The 25,881-nt window shown below is 36.0% G+C and carries 23 protein-coding genes; 13 read left to right on the top strand and 10 right to left on the bottom strand.

The window, feature by feature from the left end; genetic code table 11:
- The first annotated feature begins 52 nt into the window (after positions 1-52).
- Positions 53-487, top strand: a complete 435-nt coding sequence (locus ACYX4O_RS05780) for a hypothetical protein (protein WP_476355393.1) — start codon at positions 53-55, stop codon at positions 485-487.
- A gap of 51 nt (positions 488-538) precedes the next feature.
- Here the strand turns inward: ACYX4O_RS05780 and ACYX4O_RS05785 are convergent, their stop codons facing one another.
- Positions 539-1,045, bottom strand: a complete 507-nt coding sequence (locus ACYX4O_RS05785; protein ID WP_476355394.1) for a YcxB family protein — start codon at positions 1,043-1,045, stop codon at positions 539-541.
- Between the two features lie 272 nt (positions 1,046-1,317).
- On the opposite strand from ACYX4O_RS05785, the gene ACYX4O_RS05790 reads away from it, so the two are divergent.
- From ACYX4O_RS05790 to ACYX4O_RS05800, 3 genes are all read left to right on the top strand, one after another.
- Complete coding sequence (locus tag ACYX4O_RS05790; RefSeq protein WP_476355396.1) at positions 1,318-1,539, top strand: hypothetical protein; 222 nt, start codon at positions 1,318-1,320, stop codon at positions 1,537-1,539.
- A 54-nt stretch (positions 1,540-1,593) separates the two neighbouring features.
- The gene (locus ACYX4O_RS05795; protein WP_476355398.1) at positions 1,594-2,124 is read left to right on the top strand and encodes a GNAT family N-acetyltransferase; all 531 of its coding nucleotides are present in this window, start codon (positions 1,594-1,596) and stop codon (positions 2,122-2,124) included.
- 115 nt (positions 2,125-2,239) lie between these two features.
- Positions 2,240-2,821 carry a DUF4352 domain-containing protein gene (locus ACYX4O_RS05800; RefSeq protein ID WP_476355400.1) on the top strand — a complete coding sequence of 194 codons (582 nt, stop codon included), beginning with the start codon at positions 2,240-2,242 and terminating at the stop codon, positions 2,819-2,821.
- Between the two features lie 57 nt (positions 2,822-2,878).
- On the opposite strand, the gene ACYX4O_RS05805 is transcribed toward ACYX4O_RS05800, so the two are convergent.
- The gene (locus ACYX4O_RS05805; RefSeq protein ID WP_476355402.1) at positions 2,879-3,163 is read right to left on the bottom strand and encodes a hypothetical protein; all 285 of its coding nucleotides are present in this window, start codon (positions 3,161-3,163) and stop codon (positions 2,879-2,881) included.
- Between the two features lie 299 nt (positions 3,164-3,462).
- On the opposite strand from ACYX4O_RS05805, the gene ACYX4O_RS05810 reads away from it, so the two are divergent.
- Both ACYX4O_RS05810 and ACYX4O_RS05815 read left to right on the top strand, forming a co-directional pair.
- Positions 3,463-4,452: a helix-turn-helix transcriptional regulator gene (locus ACYX4O_RS05810; RefSeq protein ID WP_476355403.1), complete on the top strand. Its 990-nt coding sequence runs from the start codon at positions 3,463-3,465 to the stop codon at positions 4,450-4,452.
- A gap of 91 nt (positions 4,453-4,543) precedes the next feature.
- Entirely contained in the window at positions 4,544-4,867 is a 324-nt protein-coding gene (locus ACYX4O_RS05815; RefSeq protein WP_476355405.1) for a pyrophosphohydrolase domain-containing protein, read from the top strand.
- 182 nt (positions 4,868-5,049) lie between these two features.
- Here ACYX4O_RS05815 and ACYX4O_RS05820 read toward each other — a convergent pair whose 3' ends face one another.
- Genes ACYX4O_RS05820 through ACYX4O_RS05830 form a run of 3 tightly spaced genes read right to left on the bottom strand, consistent with a single transcriptional unit; the run spans position 5,050 to position 7,609 of the window.
- Positions 5,050-5,412 carry a hypothetical protein gene (locus ACYX4O_RS05820; RefSeq protein WP_476355407.1) on the bottom strand — a complete coding sequence of 121 codons (363 nt, stop codon included), beginning with the start codon at positions 5,410-5,412 and terminating at the stop codon, positions 5,050-5,052.
- Positions 5,412-7,418 carry a DNA sulfur modification protein DndD gene (gene dndD, locus ACYX4O_RS05825; RefSeq protein ID WP_476355409.1) on the bottom strand — a complete coding sequence of 669 codons (2,007 nt, stop codon included), beginning with the start codon at positions 7,416-7,418 and terminating at the stop codon, positions 5,412-5,414. Before dndD (ACYX4O_RS05825) ends, ACYX4O_RS05820 begins: the two co-directional genes overlap by 1 nt.
- Positions 7,415-7,609, bottom strand: coding sequence for a hypothetical protein (locus ACYX4O_RS05830; protein ID WP_476355411.1), 195 nt, complete (start codon positions 7,607-7,609; stop codon positions 7,415-7,417). The genes dndD (ACYX4O_RS05825) and ACYX4O_RS05830 overlap by 4 nt, the downstream gene beginning before the upstream one ends.
- 139 nt (positions 7,610-7,748) lie before the next feature.
- On the opposite strand from ACYX4O_RS05830, the gene ACYX4O_RS05835 reads away from it, so the two are divergent.
- From ACYX4O_RS05835 to ACYX4O_RS05850, 4 genes are read left to right on the top strand one after another with little or no spacing between them, the layout of a single operon-like run.
- The gene (locus tag ACYX4O_RS05835; RefSeq protein ID WP_476355412.1) at positions 7,749-9,110 is read left to right on the top strand and encodes a DEAD/DEAH box helicase family protein; all 1,362 of its coding nucleotides are present in this window, start codon (positions 7,749-7,751) and stop codon (positions 9,108-9,110) included.
- A gap of 15 nt (positions 9,111-9,125) precedes the next feature.
- Complete coding sequence (locus ACYX4O_RS05840; RefSeq protein ID WP_188652370.1) at positions 9,126-9,293, top strand: hypothetical protein; 168 nt, start codon at positions 9,126-9,128, stop codon at positions 9,291-9,293.
- On the top strand, positions 9,293-11,272 hold the full coding sequence (locus ACYX4O_RS05845; protein ID WP_476355414.1) for an AAA family ATPase: 1,980 nt from the start codon (positions 9,293-9,295) through the stop codon (positions 11,270-11,272). The genes ACYX4O_RS05840 and ACYX4O_RS05845 overlap by 1 nt, the downstream gene beginning before the upstream one ends.
- Positions 11,273-11,277: 5 nt before the next feature.
- Positions 11,278-11,739: a DNA phosphorothioation-associated protein 4 gene (locus ACYX4O_RS05850; RefSeq protein ID WP_476355416.1), complete on the top strand. Its 462-nt coding sequence runs from the start codon at positions 11,278-11,280 to the stop codon at positions 11,737-11,739.
- 40 nt (positions 11,740-11,779) lie between these two features.
- Here the strand turns inward: ACYX4O_RS05850 and ACYX4O_RS05855 are convergent, their stop codons facing one another.
- From ACYX4O_RS05855 to dndB, 5 genes are read right to left on the bottom strand one after another with little or no spacing between them, the layout of a single operon-like run.
- Positions 11,780-12,898 carry a cysteine desulfurase family protein gene (locus tag ACYX4O_RS05855; RefSeq protein WP_476355417.1) on the bottom strand — a complete coding sequence of 373 codons (1,119 nt, stop codon included), beginning with the start codon at positions 12,896-12,898 and terminating at the stop codon, positions 11,780-11,782.
- 4 nt (positions 12,899-12,902) lie between these two features.
- Positions 12,903-13,295 carry a DNA sulfur modification protein DndE gene (gene dndE / locus ACYX4O_RS05860; RefSeq protein ID WP_476355419.1) on the bottom strand — a complete coding sequence of 131 codons (393 nt, stop codon included), beginning with the start codon at positions 13,293-13,295 and terminating at the stop codon, positions 12,903-12,905.
- Between the two features lies 1 nt (position 13,296).
- On the bottom strand, positions 13,297-15,303 hold the full coding sequence (gene dndD / locus ACYX4O_RS05865) for a DNA sulfur modification protein DndD (protein WP_476355420.1): 2,007 nt from the start codon (positions 15,301-15,303) through the stop codon (positions 13,297-13,299).
- A 26-nt stretch (positions 15,304-15,329) separates the two neighbouring features.
- Positions 15,330-16,895 (bottom strand): DNA phosphorothioation system sulfurtransferase DndC, encoded by a 1,566-nt coding sequence (dndC, locus tag ACYX4O_RS05870; RefSeq protein ID WP_476355422.1) that lies wholly within the window; start codon positions 16,893-16,895, stop codon positions 15,330-15,332.
- Positions 16,892-17,989 (bottom strand): DNA sulfur modification protein DndB, encoded by a 1,098-nt coding sequence (gene dndB, locus ACYX4O_RS05875; RefSeq protein ID WP_476355423.1) that lies wholly within the window; start codon positions 17,987-17,989, stop codon positions 16,892-16,894. The genes dndC and dndB overlap by 4 nt, the downstream gene beginning before the upstream one ends.
- Positions 17,990-18,157: 168 nt before the next feature.
- Here dndB and dptF point away from each other — a divergent pair, with 168 nt between their 5' ends.
- Genes dptF through dptH form a run of 3 tightly spaced genes read left to right on the top strand, consistent with a single transcriptional unit; the run spans position 18,158 to position 25,800 of the window.
- Positions 18,158-20,437 (top strand): DNA phosphorothioation-dependent restriction protein DptF, encoded by a 2,280-nt coding sequence (gene dptF / locus ACYX4O_RS05880; protein WP_476355425.1) that lies wholly within the window; start codon positions 18,158-18,160, stop codon positions 20,435-20,437.
- Between the two features lies 1 nt (position 20,438).
- Positions 20,439-21,860 (top strand): DNA phosphorothioation-dependent restriction protein DptG, encoded by a 1,422-nt coding sequence (dptG, locus tag ACYX4O_RS05885; protein ID WP_476355427.1) that lies wholly within the window; start codon positions 20,439-20,441, stop codon positions 21,858-21,860.
- Positions 21,841-25,800 carry a DNA phosphorothioation-dependent restriction protein DptH gene (gene dptH, locus ACYX4O_RS05890; protein WP_476355428.1) on the top strand — a complete coding sequence of 1,320 codons (3,960 nt, stop codon included), beginning with the start codon at positions 21,841-21,843 and terminating at the stop codon, positions 25,798-25,800. The genes dptG and dptH overlap by 20 nt, the downstream gene beginning before the upstream one ends.
- Positions 25,801-25,881 lie beyond the last annotated feature (81 nt).

Here is a 25,881-nt window from a genome sequence, read left to right on the forward strand (position 1 = left end):
GTGAAACGTGAAACGGGAGACTATCGTAGAGGAAGGGGAAAGGGGAGAGTTTATGTTTTTTATCATCGGTTCCTTCATAGCTTGGGTAGCGCTGCTGTTATACGGGATGTATGTATTCATCGATTATAAGAGCAGTACGAAGGAAGAAAAGGAAACGAAGCACAGACATATGATCCGAGTCGTTCTAATGGTGCCAATCGCCGCGATTCTTTTAATCGGAGAGAACTTGAGACGGTATGAATTTACACTTGAGGAAATAAGACCTTACCTCTTCGTGGCCGTACTCATCTCGTTTATTATTCCAGGGTTCGTATACATGATCCGCACAGCCTTTTATAAGGAATCAAGGGAGAAGTTTAATGACCCGAGTCACTACAAATTCTCCTTTATGTACAAGTATCGAAAGGTAATCTTTCCCCTTGCCGTCCTTGTACCTGTCGGGTTTATACTCATGATGCTTTATCAGATTTGGGAGGTGAGCTTTTAAAGGGAAAAGAAGCGGCATTAGTCTGTGCTCATGCCGCTGTTAGAAAAACTGTTAGCGGGGCCTATGTTCGCCCACCATGCTCCTAAATCGCTCCTGTTGCTCATTACTTCTAAAAAATCGCTTTGGCAACAGAATCGCTTTACGCTTCGATACATACAAGAGGAACAACTCAGGGGTCTCCTGAAAGGAAGAAAAGTCACTCCATTCATAATAATTGTCAGAGCGCCTTACTTTCTGATGGACACCCTCCTCACTGAACGTGTAGGTCATTTCATTTAGCGCAATAGGATCACTTTCAAATTCCTTCTTCGCGCGGTACCGGTTTAACGTCTTCACGAAAAGAAGAAAGAGACCAGAGGGCACAAGCGCGAATAAAGCTGCAAACCAAATACTTATGAACCAAATCGCATCAATGACACTGACGAACATAAGTGTAAATACAACCAGCACCACGAAGAAAAAAGACAAGTTGATCCTCCGTACATGATAGGCCTGGTACTTCTTAAATTCATCCACTGTAATGCTTCCACTCACGGTAAAGGGTTCAGGATTCTCCAAACAACCACTCCTTTAGCTAGTAATCTATACCCGGTCTATTCACCGGTTATACATCCTTCTAGGTAATAGGTCATGAAAAGGGGGCAGGTAAGGGACGAATGAAGGTTTTTACAAAAATGAGCTATAACCTTCTCCCTTAGTCTTATTTTACATATTATGGTTGTTTTTCGTGTGGGATTGCCGTAACGTATTGTGTAATAATCATCAGCGTTTCTTCTCAGAATTGTTCCACCTTACCCTATTCTATCCACATAAGAAAGGAGTATGGACAAATGAAAGACCATTCAACCTCACACAGGAAGGTCAGTCAGATTGCTTTGTATTCATGCTTTGGAACTGTGGTTAGTACGTCAATCATGATGGGCCCTCACGTATCCTTTATAATAGGAGCCATAGTTGTTACATTGTTGGTCATTTTAGTGAATGCAATCATTGTCTTTGAAATGAAAGAAAGGGACAAAGGGGCAGATAAGGATGGGAGTCAGGACGTATAGGTGTCTATACAAAGAAGCGAACGAAACGAGTCAGATTAGGTAGGTGCAGAGTAGATGAAGATCATCGTAAGAGAAGAACAACCAAACGATTACAAAAAGACAGAACAAGTAGTGGAAAACGCGTTTATAGGCGCAGAACACAGTGAGGGAACGGAACACAAATTAGTAGAACGGCTTCGGAAGGCATATGGCTACATTCCTGAACTGTCCCTTGTGGCGGTTCGGGATGAAGAGATCATCGGCCACGTTCTGTTAACGCCCATTACGGTAAAAAAGGAAGAGCACACATCACAATCGCTAGCCTTGGCCCCGGTAGCCGTTGTGCCAAAAGCGCAGAAACAAGGCGTCGGAAAACAGCTGATTCACCAATCCCTGCAAGCAGCAAAAGAAAAAGGCTTCACATCCGTCATCGTCCTCGGTGACCCTCTGTATTATGGGAAATTCGGATTTCTGAAAGCTTCTACATGGGGCATTAACGCTCCGTTTGAAGTGCCAGAGGATGCGTTTATGGCTTTAGAACTGGAGGAAGGTGCTCTTCAAAACGTGAAGGGAACGGTCGAGTATCCTCAAGCTTTTATGGAGTAATGAACTGGATAAGAACGTCTAAATTTGAAATAAAGAGAACACGTGTTGGGTGAGCATATTTTTGCTCACCCTTTTTTATATGATGAGGGTAACAAAGAAACAGGAGGAATGAATGATGAAGAAACTATTTTCAGGATGCTTAACGATTATTGGGGCGATTGTGGTGATTGGAATTATTATCGCGGTCGCAACAGGTGGGGATGACTCCGCAACCACGTCAACAGAAAGTACATCGAGTGACGAGCCGAAAGAAGAGACGAAAGAAGAACAAACAGAAACGATCGGGATTGGAGAAACGGCTACGATTGATAAGATTGGATTCACGGTAACGAACGCACAATCGAAAACAACAATTGAAGGTAGCGACGAATACACAGAACCTGTTACGACAGACAATCAGTTTATCGTATTAGACGTAACGATTAATAACGGCCAGAGCGAAGCCGTTACGACAAGCTCTGAATTTTTTACACTTGTGAGTAAAGATGGAACAGAGTATAGCCCGAAGAACGACGGAGACCTCATGATGGTCATTCCAACAGATAAGATGTTGTTCTTTGAAGAGATCAACCCAGGGCTTAAGAAAGAAGGAATCATCGTATTTGAAGTAGGCTCTGACGTGCAAATGAGTGACCTGACGTTGAAAGCTGATGCCGGTTTCTGGGGAACGAAGAGTGTGAACATTAACTTGAACTAACCATAAGCCCGCTCCTTCGTAATAGCGGGAGCGGGTCTATTCAATCAAAAGAGCTATTTACGTTTTATTGATTCTGGTCATGTAAAGCCAGCGAACATATAGAACAACACCGATCAAAGCGGCAGCGACCGCTAACCCACCACTCCAATTCGCAGGAGAACCTGTTAGGCGCCAGAAGCTGTAAGGGACCAGATAAAGAAAGACGAGGGTTAAGATTCCTAAGCTGATCATCATAAACGTCTTCACCGGACTCTTCTTCACCTCAGTCTTGACCATCGCCATTCCATTCAGAACAATGGAAAGTCCGATTAGTGACAAGACCAGCATCAAACCATTTACCATTATACCCCTCCCTGAATCGTTCAAGAGCTAAATGAAAGGTCGACATGTATGTACGTAGTGCTCTAAGGTGAAAAAGCTATGAAAAGGAAGTGGTCCTTCCGAGTGTTTTCGTGCAGTTGTTATAGAATAGTACCCTTGCATGGATAATTTAAACAATTTCATAGAAGCATCTATTATCCTAAATGTTAAGAAAAAGTACTGATATAAATTCCAAAACAAGGAGTATTTATAAAAAGGTAGCACTGGAAAAAATGGAGCATTACAATAGAAATTGGAAAAGGAAAGAGGAGGTCTCACATTTGGAACTAAACAACAATACGAGGTTATTGCAGCTGCAAGAGATCCTATCCCAAGAAACCGATGAATATCACGAATTAAGCATAAAAGAGATTAAGGAAAAATTGAAGTTCGTATTTGGCTCAGAGGCTCAGTTTGATAACCGAACGCTAAAGCGGGACATGGAAGTCCTTGCAGAAGCGGGGGTTGAAGTCATTCAGAACCAGGGGGAATTCGGTCGGATGATGTACAGCTATCAGGACCGTGTATTTGAAACGTATCACTTGCGCTTACTGATCGATGCAGTCCTATCAGCCAAGTTCATTACAGAGAAAGAAAAGAAAGACTTAATCCCGCGTATTAAGCAGCTAACAAGTAAACATATTGCCAAGCAATTACCCGATCCGGTGTTGTTCAACCAATCAGCAGATGATGGCTATCAGCTTGTGAAGCTAAACATCGATCATGTACATAGAGCCATCGCTGAACAAACGGTCCTTCACTACCAGTACGGAAAATACAATATGAAGAAAGAGTTCGAATACAACCGAGAAGGCAGCACGTATGAAGTCGAGCCTTATGCTCTTATCTGGCAAAACGATTTCTACTATTTAATAGGCCGTTTCCGCGGCACCGGAGAAATGCGTCACTACCGCCTCGACCGCATACGCAACATTCGCCTTTCAGAAGAACGCTTCAGAAAAGAAGACTTCAACGTCCAGGACTACGTCGACCAAAGCTTCCACATGTTCGCAGGCGAGGACACCTGGATCAAGGTCCAGTTCCACGCCTCCCTTCTAAACGTCGTCCTCGACCGATTCGGCCTAGAAGCCTCCATCCAGCAAGTCGATGAGGAGCACTTTATCCTTTCAACGAAGGCGAAGATGAGTGCGGGGCTTGTAGCTTGGATTATGCAGTGGGGGCAGAAGGCGAAGGTCGTTTCGCCTGAGGAGTTGAAGGAAGAGGTTCGGGAGGAAGTTCGGGCTATGGTTGAGGGGTATGGTTTGAAATAAGAATTTAATGGTAAGGCGTGGATTAAAGGAGAAAGTGTTTCGTGCTTACAACGAAGGATGGATATTTTGCCAAAGTTAAAGAGGTGATTGGATGCCAACATATAACAAACTAGTAAGGGCTCTAATCCCCCAGGTGCTAGAGGAAACGGGTAAATCATTTGAGATTGATACTCTATCAGACGAACAGTATCAATCTGAACTTAGAAAGAAATTACAAGAAGAATCAGAAGAATACTTAAATGCGGAAGATGAAGAAAGTGCTGTTGAAGAGCTTGCTGATCTATTGGAATTAGTGAATGTGTTAGCTGAACAACATGGTTATTCAATAGAGGAAGTGGAGAAGGCGCGTAAAGAAAAGTCTGATAAGCGGTGCTCATTTTACGATAAGCTGTATTTATTTAATGTAGAAGATTAAAATTCAAAAGTACTATTATTTTGATTCTTGATTTCTTTATTTTCAAACAACAATGTTTTAGGTGGAAAATTGATAGGGGTCGCGATACTTTTAGAGGAATGCTGAGGAGGTGTATGTGTCGAATTAATGAAATAAGGCTATTTAAAATGTCCAATGAGACATTTTAAATAGCCTTTCCTGTTTTATATAATAACGAATCTACTATCCTCTAAGCTATTCTTTTCCTGTATAGCCTTAGATAACACACGTATTCCTAACTCAATATAATGTAGCATATCATTATGGATTGTCTCTTCTGTAATCTCGGTACTTCTTTTGCTAATAATTAAATGTTTAAATAGCAAAAATTCCTTGTCCCTAATAATATTCTCTGGAATCGTCCATTTAGGCTTAGAAGAAGCGTCAAATGATAGTTCCTTTTCATAAGTTAGGCCTTTAGCTAAGGCAATATTAATAACCAAAGGTCGATCTAAATCTAGTGAATAAACTAATTCATCTAATAATTCTTTACCGTCTTTTGATAAACTTAATTTTTTATTGGACATTAGTTAACCTCCACGATATCAAAGTAGCCATCACGGATTAACGTGTACTTATGTTCTTCATAGTAGTCTAGCAAATACTGTTTCGAGCTATGATCTTTCATCATTTGAACATATTCTTGGGTGATTTCAGTATCCGTGGAAAGGATAATAACCTGATCAGATAATTCTTTATAGTAATTTTCTATTAAGCGATTTCTGTGAATACTGTCTAACCTTCCGAGAGGTGTATCAATCACCATTGGTAAATCTAAATCTGAAGACTTTATTAAAGCCCAAATTAAAGCAGAAGAAATCATTTGCATCTCACCAGCAGAGCGATCTAAAATACTAATCTCTTGACCACGTTCATTATAAAGTCTGATAGAATAATTGTTAATATCGAAGACAACTTCTCCAAACTCATCTGTTTTTCGGAATAACTTCTTAAGCATCTTTTCAAACTCATCTCGTATGAGTTCTGCTTTTAATTCTGTCGCTCTTGTTAGGAATTCCTCAGAAAATGCTTTAGTACGGCTAACATAGTCTACTTTTTGATTCAATTCATCAGCAGAAACATCAGTAGATGAAAGTCTAGTTAACTTATTACGTGAATTTGTTTTCTTATCTTTAAGAGGAGTTAGTTTCCTAAATGCTGCTCTTATTCTTGAGTTTAAGACACCTTTCTTTTCTTGGAGCTGCGCGATTTTTTGTGTTTCTTCTTCAATATCAACTGACTCAGGAGCAGCTTGGATTTCTACCTCTAATTCTTCGTATTGACTTCTCAATTCAGAAAGTTCTTTCTGAATTTGATGTAGGTAGGTAACATCTTTTTGGGGAAGAGTATGAATGATATTCTCTTCTCTAGAGGATAAGTCATGAATAGCTTCTATATCAGAGGAAGAGTCCTCTTCTTCATTAAGCCAAACCTTCTCTCCAATTTCTTTGATCTGATCAAGTTGTTGCTCCGTAAGAGGAGGATCAATGTCCTTTCCGAGCAAGGTGTTAATAAAACGATTATAGGGTTCCAGTGAATTTTCCCTCATAATCTTTTTGTTCTTAACTTCTTTTTCTGATTTAATTTCTTTTCTTAAAGCTTTGATATCGTCGCTAAGAATAATATAAAGAATATTTTCTTTATATTGTCTATCTAATTCCTCTTTCTTTAAATCAAGTTTTGTACTAATTTGTGACTGCTTTTTCACCAATGTTTCTCTAGATTTGGAATTATTAGCTATTTTCTCATTACGTTGCGTAGTATATGTGGCTATTTCTTCATCTACAGAATGAACCTCTTTCTTGGTTTTGTTGATGTATTTATCATACTTCTCTATCTCGGCTTCAGTCTCTTCTAGTTCTTTCTGGTGTTTATTCACAGTATCTTGGTTTGTTGCACTCGAAAGCTTTTTATAAAGATCTGATTCAAGTGTTTCAAGATTCTTAACAAGTAGTTTATAACTATCTAAGCCAGTAATTTTATGAATAGCTTGTTTCATATCCGAGCTATTTTGTTTCGTGATGAGATCTTTTATTTCTTCTCCATCAAAAATGAAGAAGGGAGCTGCTTTATACGGAATAATCCGGTCAATAAAACGGTTAAAAGATTCAATATCTGTAATGTTAAGCTCTTTTTCTTTTCGGATTCCTGGCTTCTTAATAAAGATATCCCGGTTTTCGCTCATATTGGTCTTGAACTTATCAAAGGTCCAGCGAACTTTTAAACGCCATTCCTCTCCTGAGTCCATTTGAAGGGTTAGGGAAACAGCGCAATCTCGTCCGCCTTCTTCAAAGTATGTATTATTAATCATGTTAGCTAACAATCTTTCATACTCAGTTTTGGTAATACCTCGGTGTCCAAAGAGTACATAGCGAATAGCTTTTAAAATCGTCGTCTTACCAGCGCCGTTTAGTCCTCCTAGTAAAATGATGTTGCGGTTTTCTTCTTTATCTTTTTCAGTAATGGATAAATCAATTTCTTGATGCCCGTAGTATGTTTTATAGTTTTCAAATACAATTTTTTTAAATCTCAATCTGACTCATCCTTCTGATCTTTTTTTACATAAAAAGAAATCAAATTTTCGATCTCTGCCACTTTTTTGGAATCTTTTTGATTCTCATAAGAACTTCTCTTAGATTCTTGAAGTAATTTATAAACCATTTCAGAGCTAATTTCATATTTTTTAACTAACTCATGTATCAAAATCTTCTCGGAATAGTGCATAATTGGTCTCCTTTACAACTCTTTCCTAAATCCATTTTACTAATTTTGCAAAGGATAAAACAAGGTTTAATAGTAAGAAGTATTTTACAATTGTTACTTTTGGTTTGATAAAATAGTAGTAGAAATAAGAGGTGATCACATGAACTTTAGAATCCCAGACTTTATAGAATTAAGAGACTATCAGCATCAAGCTATAAGTAATTGGCTAAAGAATGAAAAACAAGGGCTATTAGAAATGGCCACTGGTACTGGAAAAACAATTACAGCTTTGGCTCTTGCACAGGAGCTATTTAAAAAGAAGAATAGATTAAATATAGTAATAGTCACTCCTTTTAATCAGCTTTCTTCCCAATGGATGAAAGAATGCAGAAACTTTGGCTTAAAGCCTATTAAGGCCTATGAGCAATCGAAGGTATGGTCACCTCAATTGGATGAATCAATTCGTGCCTTTAAAAAGGGCTATACCGATTTAGTTGTTACAGTTACTACTAATGCAACCTTCTCAATGGATACTTTTCAAAGTAAAGTGAATAAAATGGGGGAAGATACTCTAATCATTGTTGATGAGGCTCACTATTTTGGGGCTGAGAATTTAAATAAAAGCTTACCAGGAATCTTTCGGTATCGATTAGGCTTAACAGCCACTCCAACTCGCTGGATGGATGAGGGTGGCACAAACCAACTGATTAAGTATTTTGGGAATAAAGTTGTTTATTCTTTCTCATTAAAGGAAGCCATTGATCGTGGATTCTTAACCAGGTATTACTACTATCCGCACTTAGTTCATCTTAACGAAGAAGAAAGCGAACAATATATCGAGTTGACGAATAAAATCAAGAAACTCTATTATAGGTCAAAGGAAGATTCTGAAGCTAAAGAGTCGATGGAGAAATTAGCTTTAAAGAGAGCTAGAATTATTTATTCTGCTGAAAATAAAATTTCAGTTTTAATAAATCTACTCAAAGAGTCAGGAGTTAACAAGCACTCACTGTTTTATTGTGGTGATGGATATTACAAAAAGGAAAGACAAGTGGATGCTGTTAGAGAATTATTAAGCAATAAGTTCAATGTAATTGCTAATAGATTCACCTCAAGGGAATCTAATCAGGAACGAAATGAATTACTGAACTCCTTTGAAAGTGGAGAAACGGAGGCTCTTGTTGCTATTAAATGTTTAGATGAAGGAATTGATGTGCCTGCTACAAAGTATGCATATTTAATAGCGAGCTCTGGTAATCCTAAGGAATTCGTGCAAAGAAGGGGTAGGGTATTACGGAAACATCCTGATAAAAAGTTTGCTACAATCCATGACTTTATTGTGATCCCTCCAGACATCCAAGATGTAACTTCTGGTGAAGATGATTACTATAATATGGTGAGATCCCAGTTGAAAAAAGAGTTTTTACGTTTTAAAGAATTTTCAGGGCTAGCTATAAATGGACCAGAAGCTGAAAATGTTGTTTGGGAGTTGAAAAGAGAATTTAATTTAATGGATATATAATAAAGGGGAATAAATATGAATGAAAATGACTTATACCGTATATTAGATGAACTGGATGAACATGAACAACAAATATTTATGAAGATTGTTAAGGCTGAAAAGGAATTATTACATCGTAAATCGCTTCAAGGAACTTCTATTAAAAAGGATATTTACAACTTTATTAAAGAGGGGGTGAAGTAATGCTGGTCCGTAAACTAACACTGAATAACTTCAGGCAGTATTTTGGAAAGCAAGAAATGGAGTTCTCTGTTAACGAAGATAATAATATAACGGTGATTCATGGAGAAAATGGAGCGGGTAAGACAGCTTTGTTAAATGCATTTAACTGGAGTTTATATGGAATAACAGACTTGCCAGACCCGGATAAATTAGTGAACAGCTATGCTGTGGAATCAGCCCCTGATGCTAGAAAAGTTGAAATGTATGTAGAGTTAGAATTTGAATCACGTGAAGTAGAATACATATTAAAGAGGAGTATAGTTGGAACTAAATATGGTTCTGATTTAAGAAACCCTGAAGAACAAATCTTACTTCAGTACTTTAGCGAAGGACAATGGAGAAAGCTAAGTAATCCCACCAATGAAATAAACCGAATATTACCCCAGAATCTCAGAAACTATTTCTTATTTGATGGGGAAAGAATTGATCATTTATCACGTCATGATGATAATGATGAAATTAGGGAAGCCGTAAAGGTAGTCATGGATCTTGAGATTATTGATCGAGGTATTAAGCACACTGAAGATGCAAAAAAAGATTTCCATAAAGAGTGGGCTAATTTTGCAGATGAAGAAACAAAACAACTGTTAGAACAAGAAGGAAGATACAAAGAGGAAAGAGAAGAGTTAATCTTAGAAGAGAGTCAGTTAAAGCAAAATATAGAACATCGCAATAAGCAAATAAAGGATATAGATGATCAACTTGTACTTGTAAAGGGGATAAGTGAAAAACAGCAAGAACGAAAGCAGTTAGAAGAATCATTGAAATCGTCAAAAGCTGAATTAGAAACTGTTCAGACGTCTTTACGAAAAGTAGTAAGTAAGAAAGGTTATTTAGCATCTACCCATATACTTGCTGAAAAGATTAAATCTAAATTCGCTTCTGAGGCAAGTCCTCAACAGGAAACCTTTCCTGGCCTTACATCTGATCTAGTGCAATCCGTACTAGAGAGAGGGACTTGTATTTGTGGGGAAGAAGTTTGTGAGCATCACAAAGAAAATCTTCACAAGTTATTAGATACAGTATCAAGATATAGTCAAGAAGCTACGAGGAGCAATTTAAACACTCAAATGGAAATGGTTTTAGATAATCGAGATCGTTTTATAAACGAAGTGGAAGATAAGCAAAAGTCAGAATACCGGTTAAAAGAGCATATAATTGACCTCCAAAACAAACTTGAGGAAATCAGCTCTGAATTAAGTAACCGTGAATATGAGAATGTTCCTGATTTAGAAAGTAATAGAAGAAAGTTCTTAGAAGATATCACAAATTACCAAAAGAGTATAGGGGTTATTGAACACAGAACAAATGAGTTGGATTTAAAGATCAAGGAAATCTCGGGGCAAATTAGTAAGCAACAGCAAAAACAAGATAAAGCTAATCTGGCCAAGCGACGATTAGATACTTGTGAAAAGCTTACTTCAGTTATGCAAAAAATATATAACCTAAAAGAAGAAGAAGTTAAAACAGACTTACAAGAAAAAATTCAAGAAGTATACGGTAACTTCTTACGTAAAGGATTTAAAATATCACTCACAGATGACTTCAAGTTAGTGGTACAAAATCACTATGGTGAAAAGGTTGCCCTTTCTCAAGGGGAAAGGCAAATAACAAGTTTATCGTTTATAGGCGCTATTGTAGATATAGCAAGAAAGCACTATCAGAAAAAGTCTTCAAATTTAATAAATGAAGGTGGGATCTATCCACTTGTAATGGATTCACCTTTTGGAGCTTTGGATTCTGATCATAGGCATAGGGTCGCCCAAGGAATTCACAAATTATCTGAGCAAATCATAGTAATTGTATCTACCTCCCAGTGGAAAGGCGAAGTAGAAGAGTCTCTAAAGAACCATGTTGGTCATCAATATATCCTGAATTATCATGACCCAAGACAGGATGTTGAAGAGACACATGAATATACGGAAATAAAAAGGTTGTGAGTTAAATGTATAATAGAAGGGTTAGACGTCCAAAGCAACAAGAACATATTTATACAGAATTAACAGATAAAAATGAGTTTGGAATATTTGAAACATATAAAGACTTGTTTATGCTTTCTCTTACAGTAGGGTATTTGGAGGGAGAGCGAATCCCTTTCAAGGAATCCTTGGAGTTAATTAATTGGCAAGTGTTTAGTGAACGAACAGATGAACCCGTGATCAACATGATTGCGTATTTGGAAACAGAAAACCTATCTTTATTATATGATTATACTGAAGAAAAATTTGAAGAAAAGATAACGATTGCTGAAGAATATGCGGCAAGTGGGGCAGAGAAAGTTTATAATATCATCATGGAAGACGAGAAAAATGGTTTAAGAAATGTTATTGATTATATAGAAGAATTTCAGGAGATAACAGATCATTCTGAGTTGGAGAGACGTCGTTTGACACAAGATTTAATTTAATAATTATTCAAAGAGCAAGGTGATCACACCTTGCTCTCTTTTATAATTCATTAAAGATTTCTACTTCACTTAATTCTGTGTAAGGAGAAAAAGAGAAGCGGATCGATTCTCTAACAGCTTTAAGATCTAAACCAGCAGCTTGGAGTACATGTGATGGTTTGGCACTACTACAAGCAGAGCCAGTAGAAGCTGCAATGATGGGAGCCAGCTTTTTTAGCAATACTTCATTGTTAAGTCCAATAAATTGAACATTCACCACACCAGGTAGCTTGTCTTTGGTGTCGGAATTGTAAGCAATATTATCGTGGAATTTGTCATTTAATATTTCTCTTAAGCGAAGTTCTAACTTGTTTAAATGTTTTCTGTTCGTATCTAAATTCTTTTTAGCGATTCGTGCAGCCTCTCCGAAGCCGACAATATTATGGACCGAATAGGTTCCACTTCGTATGCCGTCCTCTTGTCCGCCGCCGTGAAAAAGAGGAGTAAAAGGAATAAGTTTCCCATATTGATCGCTCCTGATTGCTAGAGCTCCGACGCCTTTAGGTCCGTGCATTTTGTGTGCAGAACAAGAAAGGAAGCTAATCCCTTCAAGTTCATCCCAATTAATTTCTACTTTCCCTAAAGCTTGGGTAGCATCTGTATGGAAAAAGACATTATGCTCTTTGCAAATTGATGAGATTGTCTCAATATCATTTAAAGACCCGAGTTCATTATTACCCCACATGATTGAAACCAGAATTGTATCTTCTCTTATTACTTCTTTAAGTTCTTCAGGGTTAACTCTCCCGTATTGGTCTACATCTAAATAAGTTATTTCTAACCCTATTGTTTCTAAATGCTCACATACATCCACAATCGCGCTGTGTTCTGCTTTAGAAGTAATAATGTGCTTACCTTTATGAATGTAATAATCAGCAACGCCTTTGAGAACCATATTGTTGCTCTCGGTTGCACCACTGGTGAAAATGATCTCTTGCTCTTTCGAATTCAATAATTTAGATAAGTGAGTTCTAGATTCTCTTATAGCCTGATCAGCATTTACGGCTAATTGATAATATTTCCCTGAAGGGTTTCCATACTCATTAGAAAGGTAAGTAAGCATTTTATCTTTTACCTCAGGTAGAATAGGGGTAGTTGCACTGTTATCTAAATACAGCATTCTCTTAAGCCTCCTTGAGGTTTTCTTCCGACATCTTAAGAAGATTTCTTAATAATTTATCATAATTCCCTGAGTGCTTATATTCTTCATTTAATAATTTTACACCTCTAGTTAGGTGAGCATTAAATAAATTAGGGAAGTATTCTTCTTCTGTCACCTCGCGATTAGCATGTTGTCGGATAATAGCCTTATAGAAATAATCATTGTCGCCAGTGAGTGTATTTCGATTAAATTCTAATCCATTGCGATCAGACACAACATCTTCCGGATCATCACTATTTAATACAGATAGTGATATTGCGATTCGAGAAAGTAAATTGGGAGTTAGACCGGTGGAATTATGAAGGTTTTTTAAGATTTCTGCTGTTTCGGCAGTTGTTTTTAAACGGAAATTCATATTACTGTTCCACCTTTTCTGTTCGCAAATTGAAGAAATGTTTTTCGATATTTGTTTTACGATTCATGGCATCATAATTTAAAGTATACTCGTTTGCAGTAGTTTCCTGTAAAGAGGTATACAGTTTAGGATCAATCTCTGAATCGGTGGATAAAACAATATTCTGTACACCGAATTTCGGAAGTAACTTAGTGACGATTGAGTGCTTGTGCTCATTATCGAGTCTTCCTAGTAAAGTATCAAGAATTAACGGCAGTTCTTTTTTGGAAGACATAATGGTTCCCCAAATAATAGATAAAGCTAATAATTCTTTTTCACCTGCAGAAAGTATATCTTTATTAATAAACTCATTGTTGTGGTCAAGAATACTTAAACTAAAGTTCTTAGGATCAATAGTAATATGGTTAATAAATTCTTCTTTACGAATTAGATCTTTGAACATCTTAGAAGAGAAATATTCTATATCTTTAATTTTATTTCTAAGTTGTTGTTGTTGAAATTTTTGACTGATTTGAATAATCTTTTGAGATTCTTCAAAAGAGGACTTAGTCTTATGAATTTTGTGAAGTTGTTGCTTCACTTTCTCGTATTTATTGTTTAAATCTTCTACCTCATCACTAACACTTTGGCTTTGATCTTTATAATTTTCTAGCTTGTCTTCCAAGTCGGTAATCATTCGGTTATATTCTTCCATACTTTGAATCATGTCTGAAAATTCAGGTGATTCTTCATTGTCTTTCAGTTTCTTTTTAAGGTCTTGAGTTTTCAGTAATAAGTTTTTATTTTCTTCAATAAGATTAAATATTTCTTGAAGGTTATTCAAACTTGTTTTGGACTTTAGGCCATAAACTTGTTGAGCTTCTGTTTTTGAAGCATTATGAATGATTTTCACATCATTTGTCTTGGCTAAATGTGTAACAAGAGAGTCTTTTAATTGTTCTTCTTGTTTTTGATTTCCAGGTAAACCAAGCTGTTCAATGATTTGGTTCACTGGAAGGTTTTCTATTTTATCTTTCAAGATATTAGAAACATGAAAATCTTCTTCGTTTTTTAACTGTTCTACCAGCTCATATAAACGAGGAAATGCAATGAAAAATGGTAATTCTAAAGCAATAAATTCTTTTAACTTTTCATTAAGGTGTTTCCTTTGACCTTCAATATCATTAATTTCATTCTGTATTCTCGTTCTCTCTTCGTAAGCAATTCCACCATGTAGAGAGAAGTCTTTTTTTACATCTTGGTAGCGTTGCTTATTAGCTTCTAAATCAGCTTCTGTATCTTCTACTAATTTTGATAGCTGCTGAAGCTGTTGAATTTTTTCGTTAAGCTTAGACTCATGTTCTTCCTTCTCATCTTCTAATTCTGTTTGCTCTTTTGATTTAGAACTCTGATTTAAATAGTTTCCTAAATCTTGTTCTAAGTTCTGGAATAGATCCAAGTTAAAGATTTTGGATGACAAGACTTCAAGGTAATGGGAGAGATTATCTTCATCAGTTAAATGAGATATTTCTTCACCATCAAAGAAACATAGTTCAAGTAGGGAAGGGGGAAAGCTAGTTCTTAAGTGCGTAAAGAACTGGTCTTTCTCCACTTCGCTTACTTCAACCCCGTCTTTAATGACAGAAACTTTTTCTTTAATTGAAGATTCTTCAACAATCCACTTACGGATAATTGATGCATGAATTCGAGTAAAGTTTTCAATCATAGAGAAATCGATTCTAATATTAAATTCGTCTTCAAACTCTTTAATTTCACTCCGTTGCCGTTTTAAAGCATTGGAGTTGAGTAAGGAGCTTATTTTTTTTAGATATTCGTTGGACGTGGTCTTAAACCCATAGGCTAATGGGCCATACAATGCTAATCGAACACTATTTAAGAAGGTGGTTTTACCAGACCCGTTTTTACCACCTATAAGAATTGTATTGTTTTCTTTATCTGTGTTGAAGTTGAAAATATTGATTCCTTCATAGGGACCTACGTTATTAAGAGAGATCTTCTTTAAAATCATAAACTACGTTTCCTTTCAATCAACCATTATAGGTGTAAATAGTCTTGTTGTAATGCTGATGATATTTGATCCATTAATCCTCGACGAACTTTAAAGCCTGTATAATCTTTTTCAATTAAAAGAAGCTTCTTAACAAGTTTAAAATCAATTCCCTCTTCCTGGCACATCATTTCTAATTGGTGTAGTTCATCTTGGTCAAAGATTAACCGTTCGTCTTTTTCCCAATTAAGATCTTGTCCAAAAATGTTGTTATATAGAGAAGGAAGGCTGTCTTCAAAGTCGCCATGGTTAAACCAAATCTTTCGAATCTCTTTTAATTCTTCATCTTTTATAAGATCATATTCTTCGTCGAATGGGTGGGTTAAATCCCGTTGAACCTGTAGGAGATACTCCAGTATTTCTTTACGTGCTTCCAGAGTAAACGGTCCTAAACCAAGTCTGCATAAATTGCCTTTTTCATCTCTAATTAAAACCATTGGATCATCAGAAGAAGAAAGGTCAATGTTGTGTTTGTCGAGGTAACCTTTTAGTTCATGCTTTTCTATTTGATCAAATTTATCTAATGGAATTAAGTCTTTCTTTCGACTTCCCTTTTTAGGGATAATGACATATTCTGTTCCATCAATTTCTTTAATTTGCATTGGTCTAAAGTATACCTGACCATCCATGCGATACTTCATTCTTCTTGTACGATCATCTCTTATAGAAGCTAACCAGTTTCTGAAGTCGAGAAGGGGTTTCATCCAGTCATGTCCGCTGTTAATAAATCCGCTTAAAGCTTTATCTTCATTAACTACTGTGCATACCCAACAACCAAACCTGGAGTTACCACAGGAACCTGCAGACTCTTTTACAGTCTTATCTACAACTAATGGGCACTCACCACTACCTGACTCTTTATATAAGCGGTGTAGTTCGTAGTTATCGTCTCCCCATGGAGATTCGAAGTTTAGAAGATAGTTCCATACTTCATCTAAGTCAAATTTGCGAATAGGAGCATAGACATAAGCATTAGATAGAGTGGAGTGTCTCATCAGTACTTTACCCTCAACAGAGTGCGATTTAATAACATTAGCTCGAGTTGCGCTTTCCGTTTCGCGAACACCTAATACCATTATGACCTCGCCGAAAGAATCAACTTTATCTTTAATAAATTGGTTTGCTGGATCGATTTTGAGACGATCCGTACACCATCTGAATTGCTGGTTTGGAGAAGGATAACCTTTCCCAATAATATTCACCCAGAAAGATTGTTCTACCATAGGCTTTACCTTGTGCGTTTCAATTGGTAAATTAAGTTCTACGGCCTTTTCTTCAATTCGGCGTAGTGTTGTATTAATCGATTGTATAATCAGCGGTGTTTCGACTAGAGTGTCAGACGATATTACATAGATTTTTTTAGTTAATTGGTCGGCTGGCATTTCGCTCAACGCTTCAAATACTAATTGCACAACTACAGTGGAATCTTTACCTCCACTATATCCGATAACCCAAGGTCGGTCGTCGGCTAAATAAGTTTTTTTCACTTCTTCTTTAGCTTGGTCAATAAGAGTTGTTTTTTCATTAAATGCTTGTGAAATAATCCCGGTCATTTTGATGTTCCTTTCTTAAACTGCTCTTCTATAACTCTTTCATTTTCTGAAAGTGGAAGATCTAATAAATTCTTAATTTGTATTGCTGTTAGTTTAATGGTGTGGCCCGTTTTTTGTACGCGACCATTGTTTATGGCTCTGCCTCCCCAATAATCAGAGTTAGTCCTAGACCAGTCAATTGTTTTCAATGCAGAGATATAATCCTTCCACTTATTATGATAATTAGCTCTGAGTTCTTTACCAACAAGGCCAATCGCTTCAAGAAAAACGCCATGACCTACGACATAATTAATTCGCAACTCCTTTGGGGTAAGGTGTCGTTCCATAACTTGTTCCCATTCTAAAATAGAAGAAGTAAGGGTTTCCCAAAATTCAATAAGGAAGCGCTCATCTTCATCGGAAATAGGGTCACCTTTTGAGATTCCTAGCAATTTTAGGTTAGTATTGAACACATGGTTGAGCGAAAGGATTTTGGGAGAATTCTTTGAAAGAGACACCTTTTCTCGATCTGTATATCTTTTTAAGAAAGGGTTCGTTTCAATAATCGTTCTCGTAGCAATTGCCAACTTATCGCGATGGTCATACAATATACCTATAGAAGAGGTAGTATTTACAGCATGCCTGTTAAGATCAGAGAAAATTTGTTGAGATCGTTTTAAACCTGAATCCACAAAAAATACGACGGAAATCGTTTCGCTACCCAATTCGGGGTTGAGCTTTAAGGCTTCTTCAATAGCAGCTCTTCGATGTTGTCCGTCGTTAATCAAAAACCTGGCATCTAACGAAATCGTTAGCATTCCCATATCGCTAAAAGCGGGTTGTTCTGAGACTGAGTTGAACTCTACGTCTCCATCAATTGATGCAGTTAGGGACGAGAAAACATAGTCTTCTTTATTATCAACTATGTAGTTTGTCATTTCAGGAATTCTATTTTTATTTATAATTCTTTGAGCTCTGTAGTCTGGCGGAACTTCTTCTTCATCAAACAAGAAGATTTTAGGGATTACACGCAATGGACACATTGCAATGTAATATTCCTGTCCTGCTTGGACACCTTTAATGGCAGGGAAATTATAACTGAAACCAAAGTCCATGTAAATCCTCCTGATTACGTACGTAATATTATAGTTTTATTATAAACCTAAACTATTAAACTCTCAATGATTAAAACTGGAATTTAGCAGAAATTGTCGGTAATTGTATTTGTTATTTTATGTTAAAATTGTATTAAATTTAAATGAAGTGTTCGGAGGTAGAAAGTAATGTCGGAGAAACATTTTTGTTCTTTCCTAGAAGAATATAGTGAATCACTTTACAATCTCGCTCAAAAAGTAGATGAGCTTGTTTATGTAGATGCTACATCTTCTATTATTCAAGGAAGAAAATTTGCAGAGAATCTTCTAAAAGAAATATATCGAGAAGAGAAAGATGTGAAGGATGAACGTTTCTTCCCAAAACTATATGATATGTTACATGAATTATATAGGGAAGGTATATTCGATAAGAAGCTACAAGAGGAAATTGATTTTCTGCGTCTTAATGGAAATAAAGCAGTACACGATGAGAAAGAGCACTCACAAATCGTTGCATTAAAAGTTCACAAGAAGGTGTTCAAGCTTGCAGGCTGGTATACAGAAGTATACGGTTCTCCTAATTTTGAAACACCGAATTATGTGGAACCCAAAGCTACTCCAAATGTAAATGAAGACTACATCCAAGAGCTTATTCGCCAACATATTAGCCAATACACAGCTCCAAGTGTCGATCAAGGGACTGAGGTAGAGGAGAAGAACGATGGATATCAAATAGCCGAAGATTTAGGCGAAGATCAAAGCTATTTGGTTCGAGAACTAAATAGATTAAAAGCTTCATCTCAAGAAGCTCTAGAAAATGTGGGGAACTTTTCTGAGTTTAAGAATTACCTTCACGTAGAACGTAAAATACAAAAGAACTTAGAAGCTGAGTTAGAAAAGGCTTTAGAACAAGACAAAAAATTAATCCTCCTATCAGGTAGTGTGGGAGACGGGAAATCGCATTTATTATCTTATATCTCAGAAAATATACCGGAGAAAATCCGCGACTTTACTATAATTAATGATGCTACTGAGAGTAATTCTCCAGATAAGAATAGTATGGATACATTACGTGAAAAGTTGGAGGGATTTAGTGACCAGCGTTTAACAGATGGAAAAGAGAAAGTCATTCTTGCTATTAATTTAGGTGTATTGAATAATTTTGTTTCTTATGATCACACGAACTTGACCTTTAACAAGTTAGAAAAATTCGTGGAAAATAGTGGTCTATTTAGCGAAGAAATTACAGAAGTGTTTGACCGAGATGAGTTTTCAATCATTAATTTCTCTGATTATCAGCCATTCCAGCTAAAGGCTAATAGGGTGTTCTCTAAATATTTCGACGATATCTTTCATAAAGTAACCGAAAGTAATTCTAATAATCCTTTTTACCAAGCTTATCAGAAGGATTTACAACGAAATTTTTATACGGCTGTTCATTTAAATTACGAACTGCTATCAGATGGTAATACTAAAAATATATTAAATAGAATAATATGTCATTTAATTCTAGAAGATAAAATCGTAATCTCAACCCGTACGTTCTTAAACTTTTTAGCCGACTTACTAATTCCATCTGAGGTTAATTTGAGTGATCTACGCATCGAAAACATGACAGAGTTTGAAAGAATTGAACACTCTTTGCCAGCGCTATTGTTTGACCGACAGGGTAGAAGTGACTTAATAGATAGTATCCAAAAATATGATCCTATTCATAATAGATCAAAAACATTAGATGAGATTATTAATAGTCTATATAGTACACAAGATTTTAACAAGGTAATGGGCGATTACATTAAAGATGACGCCTACAAAAAAATATTCGAGCCTTTTATTAGTCTCTTGCAGAGTAAGGAGAATAATTTAGAGGATGAATCATTCCAATCCCTTACTAAGATCTTTATACGTGCTGCTTACTTTACAGATAGTCACCTTCAAGAGGAACTAGAAGAGAACTCTATGAAACAATACATACGTTTCTTGTATGGATATAACAGAGGTGAAGAGAATACGATTATAGACATTTATGAGAGTGTCAGAAAAGCGATTTTCGCTTGGAAAGGTTCACCCAAGAAAGGGTACGTTTATATTAATAATATGGCGGAATCTTATCGAGTTGCTCAGAAAGTGGATTTCAATCCTTTCCCTAATCCGAAAGTTAATTTGAAAGAGGTTTTTGAGTCATTTACCACAACAATGGAGCTAACTTTCGTAGACCAATCTAATACAAAAAGGATTAGTTTAGAGATTGACTATCCTTTATATGAATTGCTTTATAAAGTGTCTAGTGGTTATAGGCCTAATAAAAAAGATTATGAAGATGGATTAGCCTTTACAACATTTATGGATCAGCTAATATCGATGTCTAATAACTCTGATCTTCTCATTCATTTTCATGAAGATGAAGAGTTATTTAGTCTAGAAAAAAATTTCATGAGAGCATTTGCGTTTGAGAAGGTGGAAAATTAAAATGAGCGGATATTTTAACTTCGAAGCTATAGATAATAGCCTAAGCAAAAAGAAAACTGAAAAGGGGATCAGTTCACACGATATAGGAGAGGTGAAATTCTCATTTCCGTTTACTTCACACACGACTAAGGTATTTAGCGAGGGGATCAATGAAGTTATTGGTGAATTAGTAAGATTGACGAACAATTTAGATGATCCAGAAATCACCTATGATGGGGACTATACTTATTCTGATTATCCATTAATCAATAATGTCATTGAAAATGTTAAATTTCCAGGTGATCAGCATCAAGAAAAACTTTCTAAATTTCTTGAGGAGTATCTATTTAAAGGAAGTCAAGAATTAAAGCCTCTTCACCTTTATTTATTTAACTATATAGAAGTAAATAAGGACAAGAATGAAAAGATGAAATATGCAAGGTTTATCTATGATTTTTTATTCTATCCTAATCCTGAAATTTCCTCCATCTTTTCGTCGAAAGATACTGATAATTTATTGACTGAACTAATTATTTCATCCTTAAAAGATTTAGAGACCAGAAAGAAAAGTAAGCAGACAGACGGAACAAAATACTCCAATACATTACCGTTATTATCTGAACTATTTGTAGAGGATTTTATGTATTTGAGTAAGCATAAGGATTACTTTATTAATCATTTCTTTAACATGATCCACTTTTATATTTTCCAATATTTATTACAGTTTCTTAAAAAGGCACAAAAATTTGGAGAAGAGCAAGATCTAAATTATATGGAGCCTTTCCACTTTACTTTCGATTGGGAGACCGGAGTAGGTGGTTATAGAGATGCCGTAGAAGATTATAAGTTTATTAAAAATAATGCTAATAATTTATTTGTGCACGTACATTGCATGTCTCATATTAGTCATAATGAGGCTTTCTATAACGCAGGTCATGAACTTAAAAATTATACTAGAGTCATAAATGAACTGTCGCACTTATCTACTGAAGAGCGGCTAATCGAAAAAGAAAAATTTTATAATTGGGTTAAAAAGTACTCTGAATTAATTCAAGAAGACTTACCTGAAAGCTTTAATGAAAACATGGAATTCACAGAGATGTTCAAAGTTTTATTCAATCAGCTTCAAAAAGGTATGAGTATGGGAGTGCGAAAAAAATACGGAAGCAATATTGATAGCATTGGAAAGGAACGTTTCCTCAAAGCTAGAGGTAAACATGGTTTTATATTGTCGTTAAGACAGGAAGACTTCTTAATGCTTAGTGCTGTTGCTGTTAAAGATAAGAAAATACCTCTAAAAGAATTTTTCAATCAACTTGAAGTTAGAGGCGTTGTCTTTGACCAATATTCAAAAAAAGAAGCAGTTAAACTGCTAGACCAACAGAATTATATAGAAAAGAAGAGTGATAGTGGTGATGCCCAATATGTCAAACCAATTCTTTAATTTTGTAACTACAATCATATATGAGTATTTCTCTAAAAATTTACCTACATCTGGCGACCGTTACTATTTAATACTCAATAACTATGAAGATGTTAAAGCATTTAAAGATGCTTTAGAGCAATCTATTGCAACTGAGGCCTTTCACTACCCCTTAGAAAATAGAGAGGTCTATACAACAAAGCAAATTGAGTATTCTGAAGGAGCCGACCTAGTAATTGCAAATACTAGCTCACAGATAACGAATGATTTCCTCGTTACTCTAAGAAATAGGGTAGGGGACCAGGTTAATGAATGGAAAGGAAAAGCTCTATTAAGCGTAATAACTGATGATTTAGATTCAATCAGCGGAGGGAGTATTTCTCTTCAAAGTGAAGGTATGCCTCTTCATCCGAAAGAGTTGTCTCAAAATATTAAGCATAAAATTCAGGAAGAGGTTCCAGACTCAACTGATCGTATTGTTTTGAATAACTACTTAAATCAGATTGATGAAGATCGAATGTTACAGTTCACTACTTTTTATGATTATAAAGAAGTTATTGAAATTGTGAACGCTGGGCGCCTTTCTACAACCGATTACAAGAACCTTGGTATGTTTAAGGATGAAGAACTAGGTAACTCCAAAGGGTCTAATCTAGAAGATCGCTTAAAGAAAAACAAAGAGCTTTATTCTAAGTTAGAGAAATTAAATGAATTAAATCAAGATGATGTAGAATATGAACGACTATTTATCGAGAAAGATATCCCTAAATTCAAGAAGGATGACTGGAGAGAACTAGACTTCTCCACAGTTTATCATTCAAATAAGAAGCGTATGGAAACGACTAAGGGAACCAAGGTGACTTTTGATAAAGTAAAAGTACCAACAAATGTGCGCTGTAATTATATTGTTCGGCCGCTATCTGAAAAAGGTGCCGGTAAACGTAAATTTCAGCTATTAATCTATACAGATGAACCTCAAGAAGTGAATTTCTCATTAAACATAGACGTTAAAAATAGTGAAAAAGAGGGTCTGCAACAGGAATTTCTAAAGCAGCATAGTAAAGAATCAACTGTTAAAGTGAGAAAACGTGCCCTAGACGTCACAATTCCTACTAATGAGAATCAACCTGTATTTGAAAGGTTAGTTTATAAGCATGAAGGAAAGGCATCATTAGGGGCGGAGTTTATGATTTGTGTTCTACCTTTTAATGAACAAATCTTTCAAGACTACCATTCTTCATTTGAGGTGAATTTTAAAGAGAAATTATTAAAAGTTCCTTTTGATAGCAATGAGGTGAAAATTGGTTATAATCCTGTGCAAGTTCACTCACTATCAGACAACCAGTCCACAATAGAATTGGTCGATCATGAAGGTGCTGTTTTTGAAGTACCCGACGACATGTTAGATCGAGAAGAACGGTTAACCTTTAATGTGAAATATCAGAGTTGGAATATGGAAATAGAACTGGCTGGCGAAAAGCCAGAAACACTGCCGATTAGTGCTGATAAATTAGCTAAGTTAAAAAGGGAAACTCAAGCTACGTTTGCACTAAAAGGAAATAAAGTCAGCAGCAATCAAACACCAGACTATTATGTCTACAATGAATACAAGGACTACCTTAACGTTGAAGAAGAATGGCTAGAAGACATAGCCTACGCGGGGACAGAAAGCGGAGGGCAGTTTATTCCAAATGATGAAATAAAGTTATCTCCGGAATTAAAAAATGCCTATAATCGCTTTGTTAACAGCTTTACAAAGCAGCCCCCTTCCCTTGTTTATTGGACTGATACGATTAAAGAGCGAGCTCAAGAGTATGTAACAGAATTTATTGAAGCAATTAAAGGGTTTGATCAAGAATCAATCGAAGGCAATAAACGTAAAAGCTTATTTAAATTGGGTACGATTTTTAATGAGAATGGCAACCAGATTAAGCTAACCCCTTTTCACCCTTTAAATGTGGCATTTGAATTAAGGCGACTTCAAGAATTGAGTACCGAAGAAATTGATATAGGAATTCTTGACCGATTAAAGCCAGATGGTTTGTTGCCTTATATATATGGGGATCATGACTCGGCAGTGTTTAATCCTTCATCTCAACAGAATATACCTGGATGGATTGTTTATGAGAAAGTAAATTCAGCAAACGTAATTGACGCTGACTTATATTTAGACAAAGTAGTAAAAGATAAGCTTCAACAATTTGAAGACCACTTTTCTTACTTGTTCTTAAATCAATCTGTCGCACCGATTAAAGTGAATTTAATTAATATATTAAATGACTATCAAGCAATTAGAGGTTTAGTTAAATGGTATCTTGATAAGAAAAATAAACAAAAAATAAGAAAGATGCCTCCAATTATTGTAAACGTATACCGTGAAGAAAGCGGAAAAAGCTTTTGTGAAACCTTTACGGAAGTGAGTAAAGTAGAGGAATTTGAGCGTGTTTTTGACGTTAAATTGAAAACTCAGGATCAGTCGTCTGAAGATCTTTTAGAAGAACTACACAATAATATGCGATTTTATGTTGTCAATGGTTCTAGTAAAACGTTTGAGTATGCCCATATTTCTTTCTATAAGATGGAAGCTCAGAAGCAGTTTGCGTCTCAGCCTATGGAACAGTTAGAGTCTGGTGTATCGATGAATGGGCTTTACACGACAGTACCTTCCAAAAAGTTTGAAGAAGACTATAGAAGTGGCTTTGGCGTGAAAGATTACAGCATTGAAGACAACGACTTATTGTTGAATTGTGCTTACTACACTAATGAACTAGCTGCTAATATGGTCAACCAGGCAAGTGATACGTATAACAAGGGCAGGGGGCTTGTTGCCCGTACTACTTTAGATGACTTAAATGTGATCTATAGCATACTACAATCCTCCAATTGGGTTACATTCGTAGATCCTGGTGTAGAACTAGATTTCTTTGAACGAACGATAGAAGGGTTATTAGTTATTCATTATAATGATCAATATTCTTCATCTAGCAGATATGATGCGATTACAGTTACGAGCAGTTCTAATCAGTATTTTGATGTAATCAAGGAATTCTTTGAGTCTCTTCACATCCCAACAGATGATAAGCCTGAAGCAGTTGAGAGAACAATCTCAGCGTTTAATACGATTAATGGAGAATGGCTACTCAAGATCATAGGAAATAGAGGGTATTACACCGAAGAAAAGTTAAGTATTATAGCGGCAATTAAAACAGCCCTAGCTTACTTTGACCATAAGAATATACTTTGGGTTCCAATATCTCTTGAAGAAGTCCTTCGAGTGGCTGGGGCAGTGAGCTTAAATAAAACCGGTGGGATCTTCACGGCTAAGAACCTCGGGGCTTCGGGAAAACACAGTGACGATGTTCTCTTAATTGGAATTGAGGAGCTAGATGGTGACTTGAAAGTGCACCTTTATCCTATAGAAGTGAAAATCGGTCATAATAATGAAAGTGTTATTAATAAAGCTAGAGAACAAATTACGAAAACAAGTCATCTATTAGAAGAAAAAACTGTAAGTAACGAAGGTTCATTTATGAAATCCTTTTACCAGAATTTCTTCATACAGTTATTTACTTCTAATGCCAAACGTATGACTCAAACCCAATTCTTCTCCAGTAAAGACTATCAACTATCTAATAATTTGAATGAGAAGCTTAAAAAGGGAGAATATGAGTTTGTTAGTAACTTAAGACCCTATGCTGGTAAGGGAGCGATTGTCTCCTATAAGAGGGGAATTTACGTTCGCACAAATGAGATTGGAGAAGAAACTCTCCTCATTGAATTGTCTAAAGAAGACGATTTAATGCGCTGTTTGACAGATGAAGTTGAAGAACTACAAAACTGGTTAACCAGTGAATCGGCTGACTTTATTAAAGAGAACATCTTTAAGTATGCTTATTCCCACAACAAAGAGTTGGAGAAACCAGATGTTAAAGGGCAGATTTATAAGATATTGAATGATTGATTTTTAAGCCACTAGTCTAGCTAGTGGCTTAAATTTTTTGGGGAAATACATTTATGGTATTCTGGCAATATATACAAGTGA

This window comes from Pontibacillus sp. ABV4_188 (assembly GCF_056311905.1).

What these genes read in the sequence shown, in the direction of transcription:
- ACYX4O_RS05850 (WP_476355416.1), top strand. Translation starts at nt 11,278, where the DNA reads ATGTATAATAGAAGGGTTAGACGTCCAAAGCAACAAGAACATATTTAT.
- ACYX4O_RS05840 (WP_188652370.1), top strand. Translation starts at nt 9,126, where the DNA reads ATGAATGAAAATGACTTATACCGTATATTAGATGAACTGGATGAACAT.
- dndB (WP_476355423.1), bottom strand. Translation starts at nt 17,989, where the DNA reads ATGGACTTTGGTTTCAGTTATAATTTCCCTGCCATTAAAGGTGTCCAA.
- ACYX4O_RS05815 (WP_476355405.1), top strand. Translation starts at nt 4,544, where the DNA reads ATGCCAACATATAACAAACTAGTAAGGGCTCTAATCCCCCAGGTGCTA.
- ACYX4O_RS05845 (WP_476355414.1), top strand. Translation starts at nt 9,293, where the DNA reads ATGCTGGTCCGTAAACTAACACTGAATAACTTCAGGCAGTATTTTGGA.
- ACYX4O_RS05795 (WP_476355398.1), top strand. Translation starts at nt 1,594, where the DNA reads ATGAAGATCATCGTAAGAGAAGAACAACCAAACGATTACAAAAAGACA.
- ACYX4O_RS05805 (WP_476355402.1), bottom strand. Translation starts at nt 3,163, where the DNA reads ATGGTAAATGGTTTGATGCTGGTCTTGTCACTAATCGGACTTTCCATT.
- ACYX4O_RS05800 (WP_476355400.1), top strand. Translation starts at nt 2,240, where the DNA reads ATGAAGAAACTATTTTCAGGATGCTTAACGATTATTGGGGCGATTGTG.
- ACYX4O_RS05790 (WP_476355396.1), top strand. Translation starts at nt 1,318, where the DNA reads ATGAAAGACCATTCAACCTCACACAGGAAGGTCAGTCAGATTGCTTTG.
- dptF (WP_476355425.1), top strand. Translation starts at nt 18,158, where the DNA reads ATGTCGGAGAAACATTTTTGTTCTTTCCTAGAAGAATATAGTGAATCA.
- ACYX4O_RS05855 (WP_476355417.1), bottom strand. Translation starts at nt 12,898, where the DNA reads ATGCTGTATTTAGATAACAGTGCAACTACCCCTATTCTACCTGAGGTA.
- ACYX4O_RS05830 (WP_476355411.1), bottom strand. Translation starts at nt 7,609, where the DNA reads ATGCACTATTCCGAGAAGATTTTGATACATGAGTTAGTTAAAAAATAT.
- dndC (WP_476355422.1), bottom strand. Translation starts at nt 16,895, where the DNA reads ATGACCGGGATTATTTCACAAGCATTTAATGAAAAAACAACTCTTATT.
- dndD (WP_476355420.1), bottom strand. Translation starts at nt 15,303, where the DNA reads ATGATTTTAAAGAAGATCTCTCTTAATAACGTAGGTCCCTATGAAGGA.
- ACYX4O_RS05780 (WP_476355393.1), top strand. Translation starts at nt 53, where the DNA reads ATGTTTTTTATCATCGGTTCCTTCATAGCTTGGGTAGCGCTGCTGTTA.
- dptH (WP_476355428.1), top strand. Translation starts at nt 21,841, where the DNA reads ATGTCAAACCAATTCTTTAATTTTGTAACTACAATCATATATGAGTAT.
- ACYX4O_RS05835 (WP_476355412.1), top strand. Translation starts at nt 7,749, where the DNA reads ATGAACTTTAGAATCCCAGACTTTATAGAATTAAGAGACTATCAGCAT.
- dptG (WP_476355427.1), top strand. Translation starts at nt 20,439, where the DNA reads ATGAGCGGATATTTTAACTTCGAAGCTATAGATAATAGCCTAAGCAAA.
- ACYX4O_RS05820 (WP_476355407.1), bottom strand. Translation starts at nt 5,412, where the DNA reads ATGTCCAATAAAAAATTAAGTTTATCAAAAGACGGTAAAGAATTATTA.
- dndE (WP_476355419.1), bottom strand. Translation starts at nt 13,295, where the DNA reads ATGAATTTCCGTTTAAAAACAACTGCCGAAACAGCAGAAATCTTAAAA.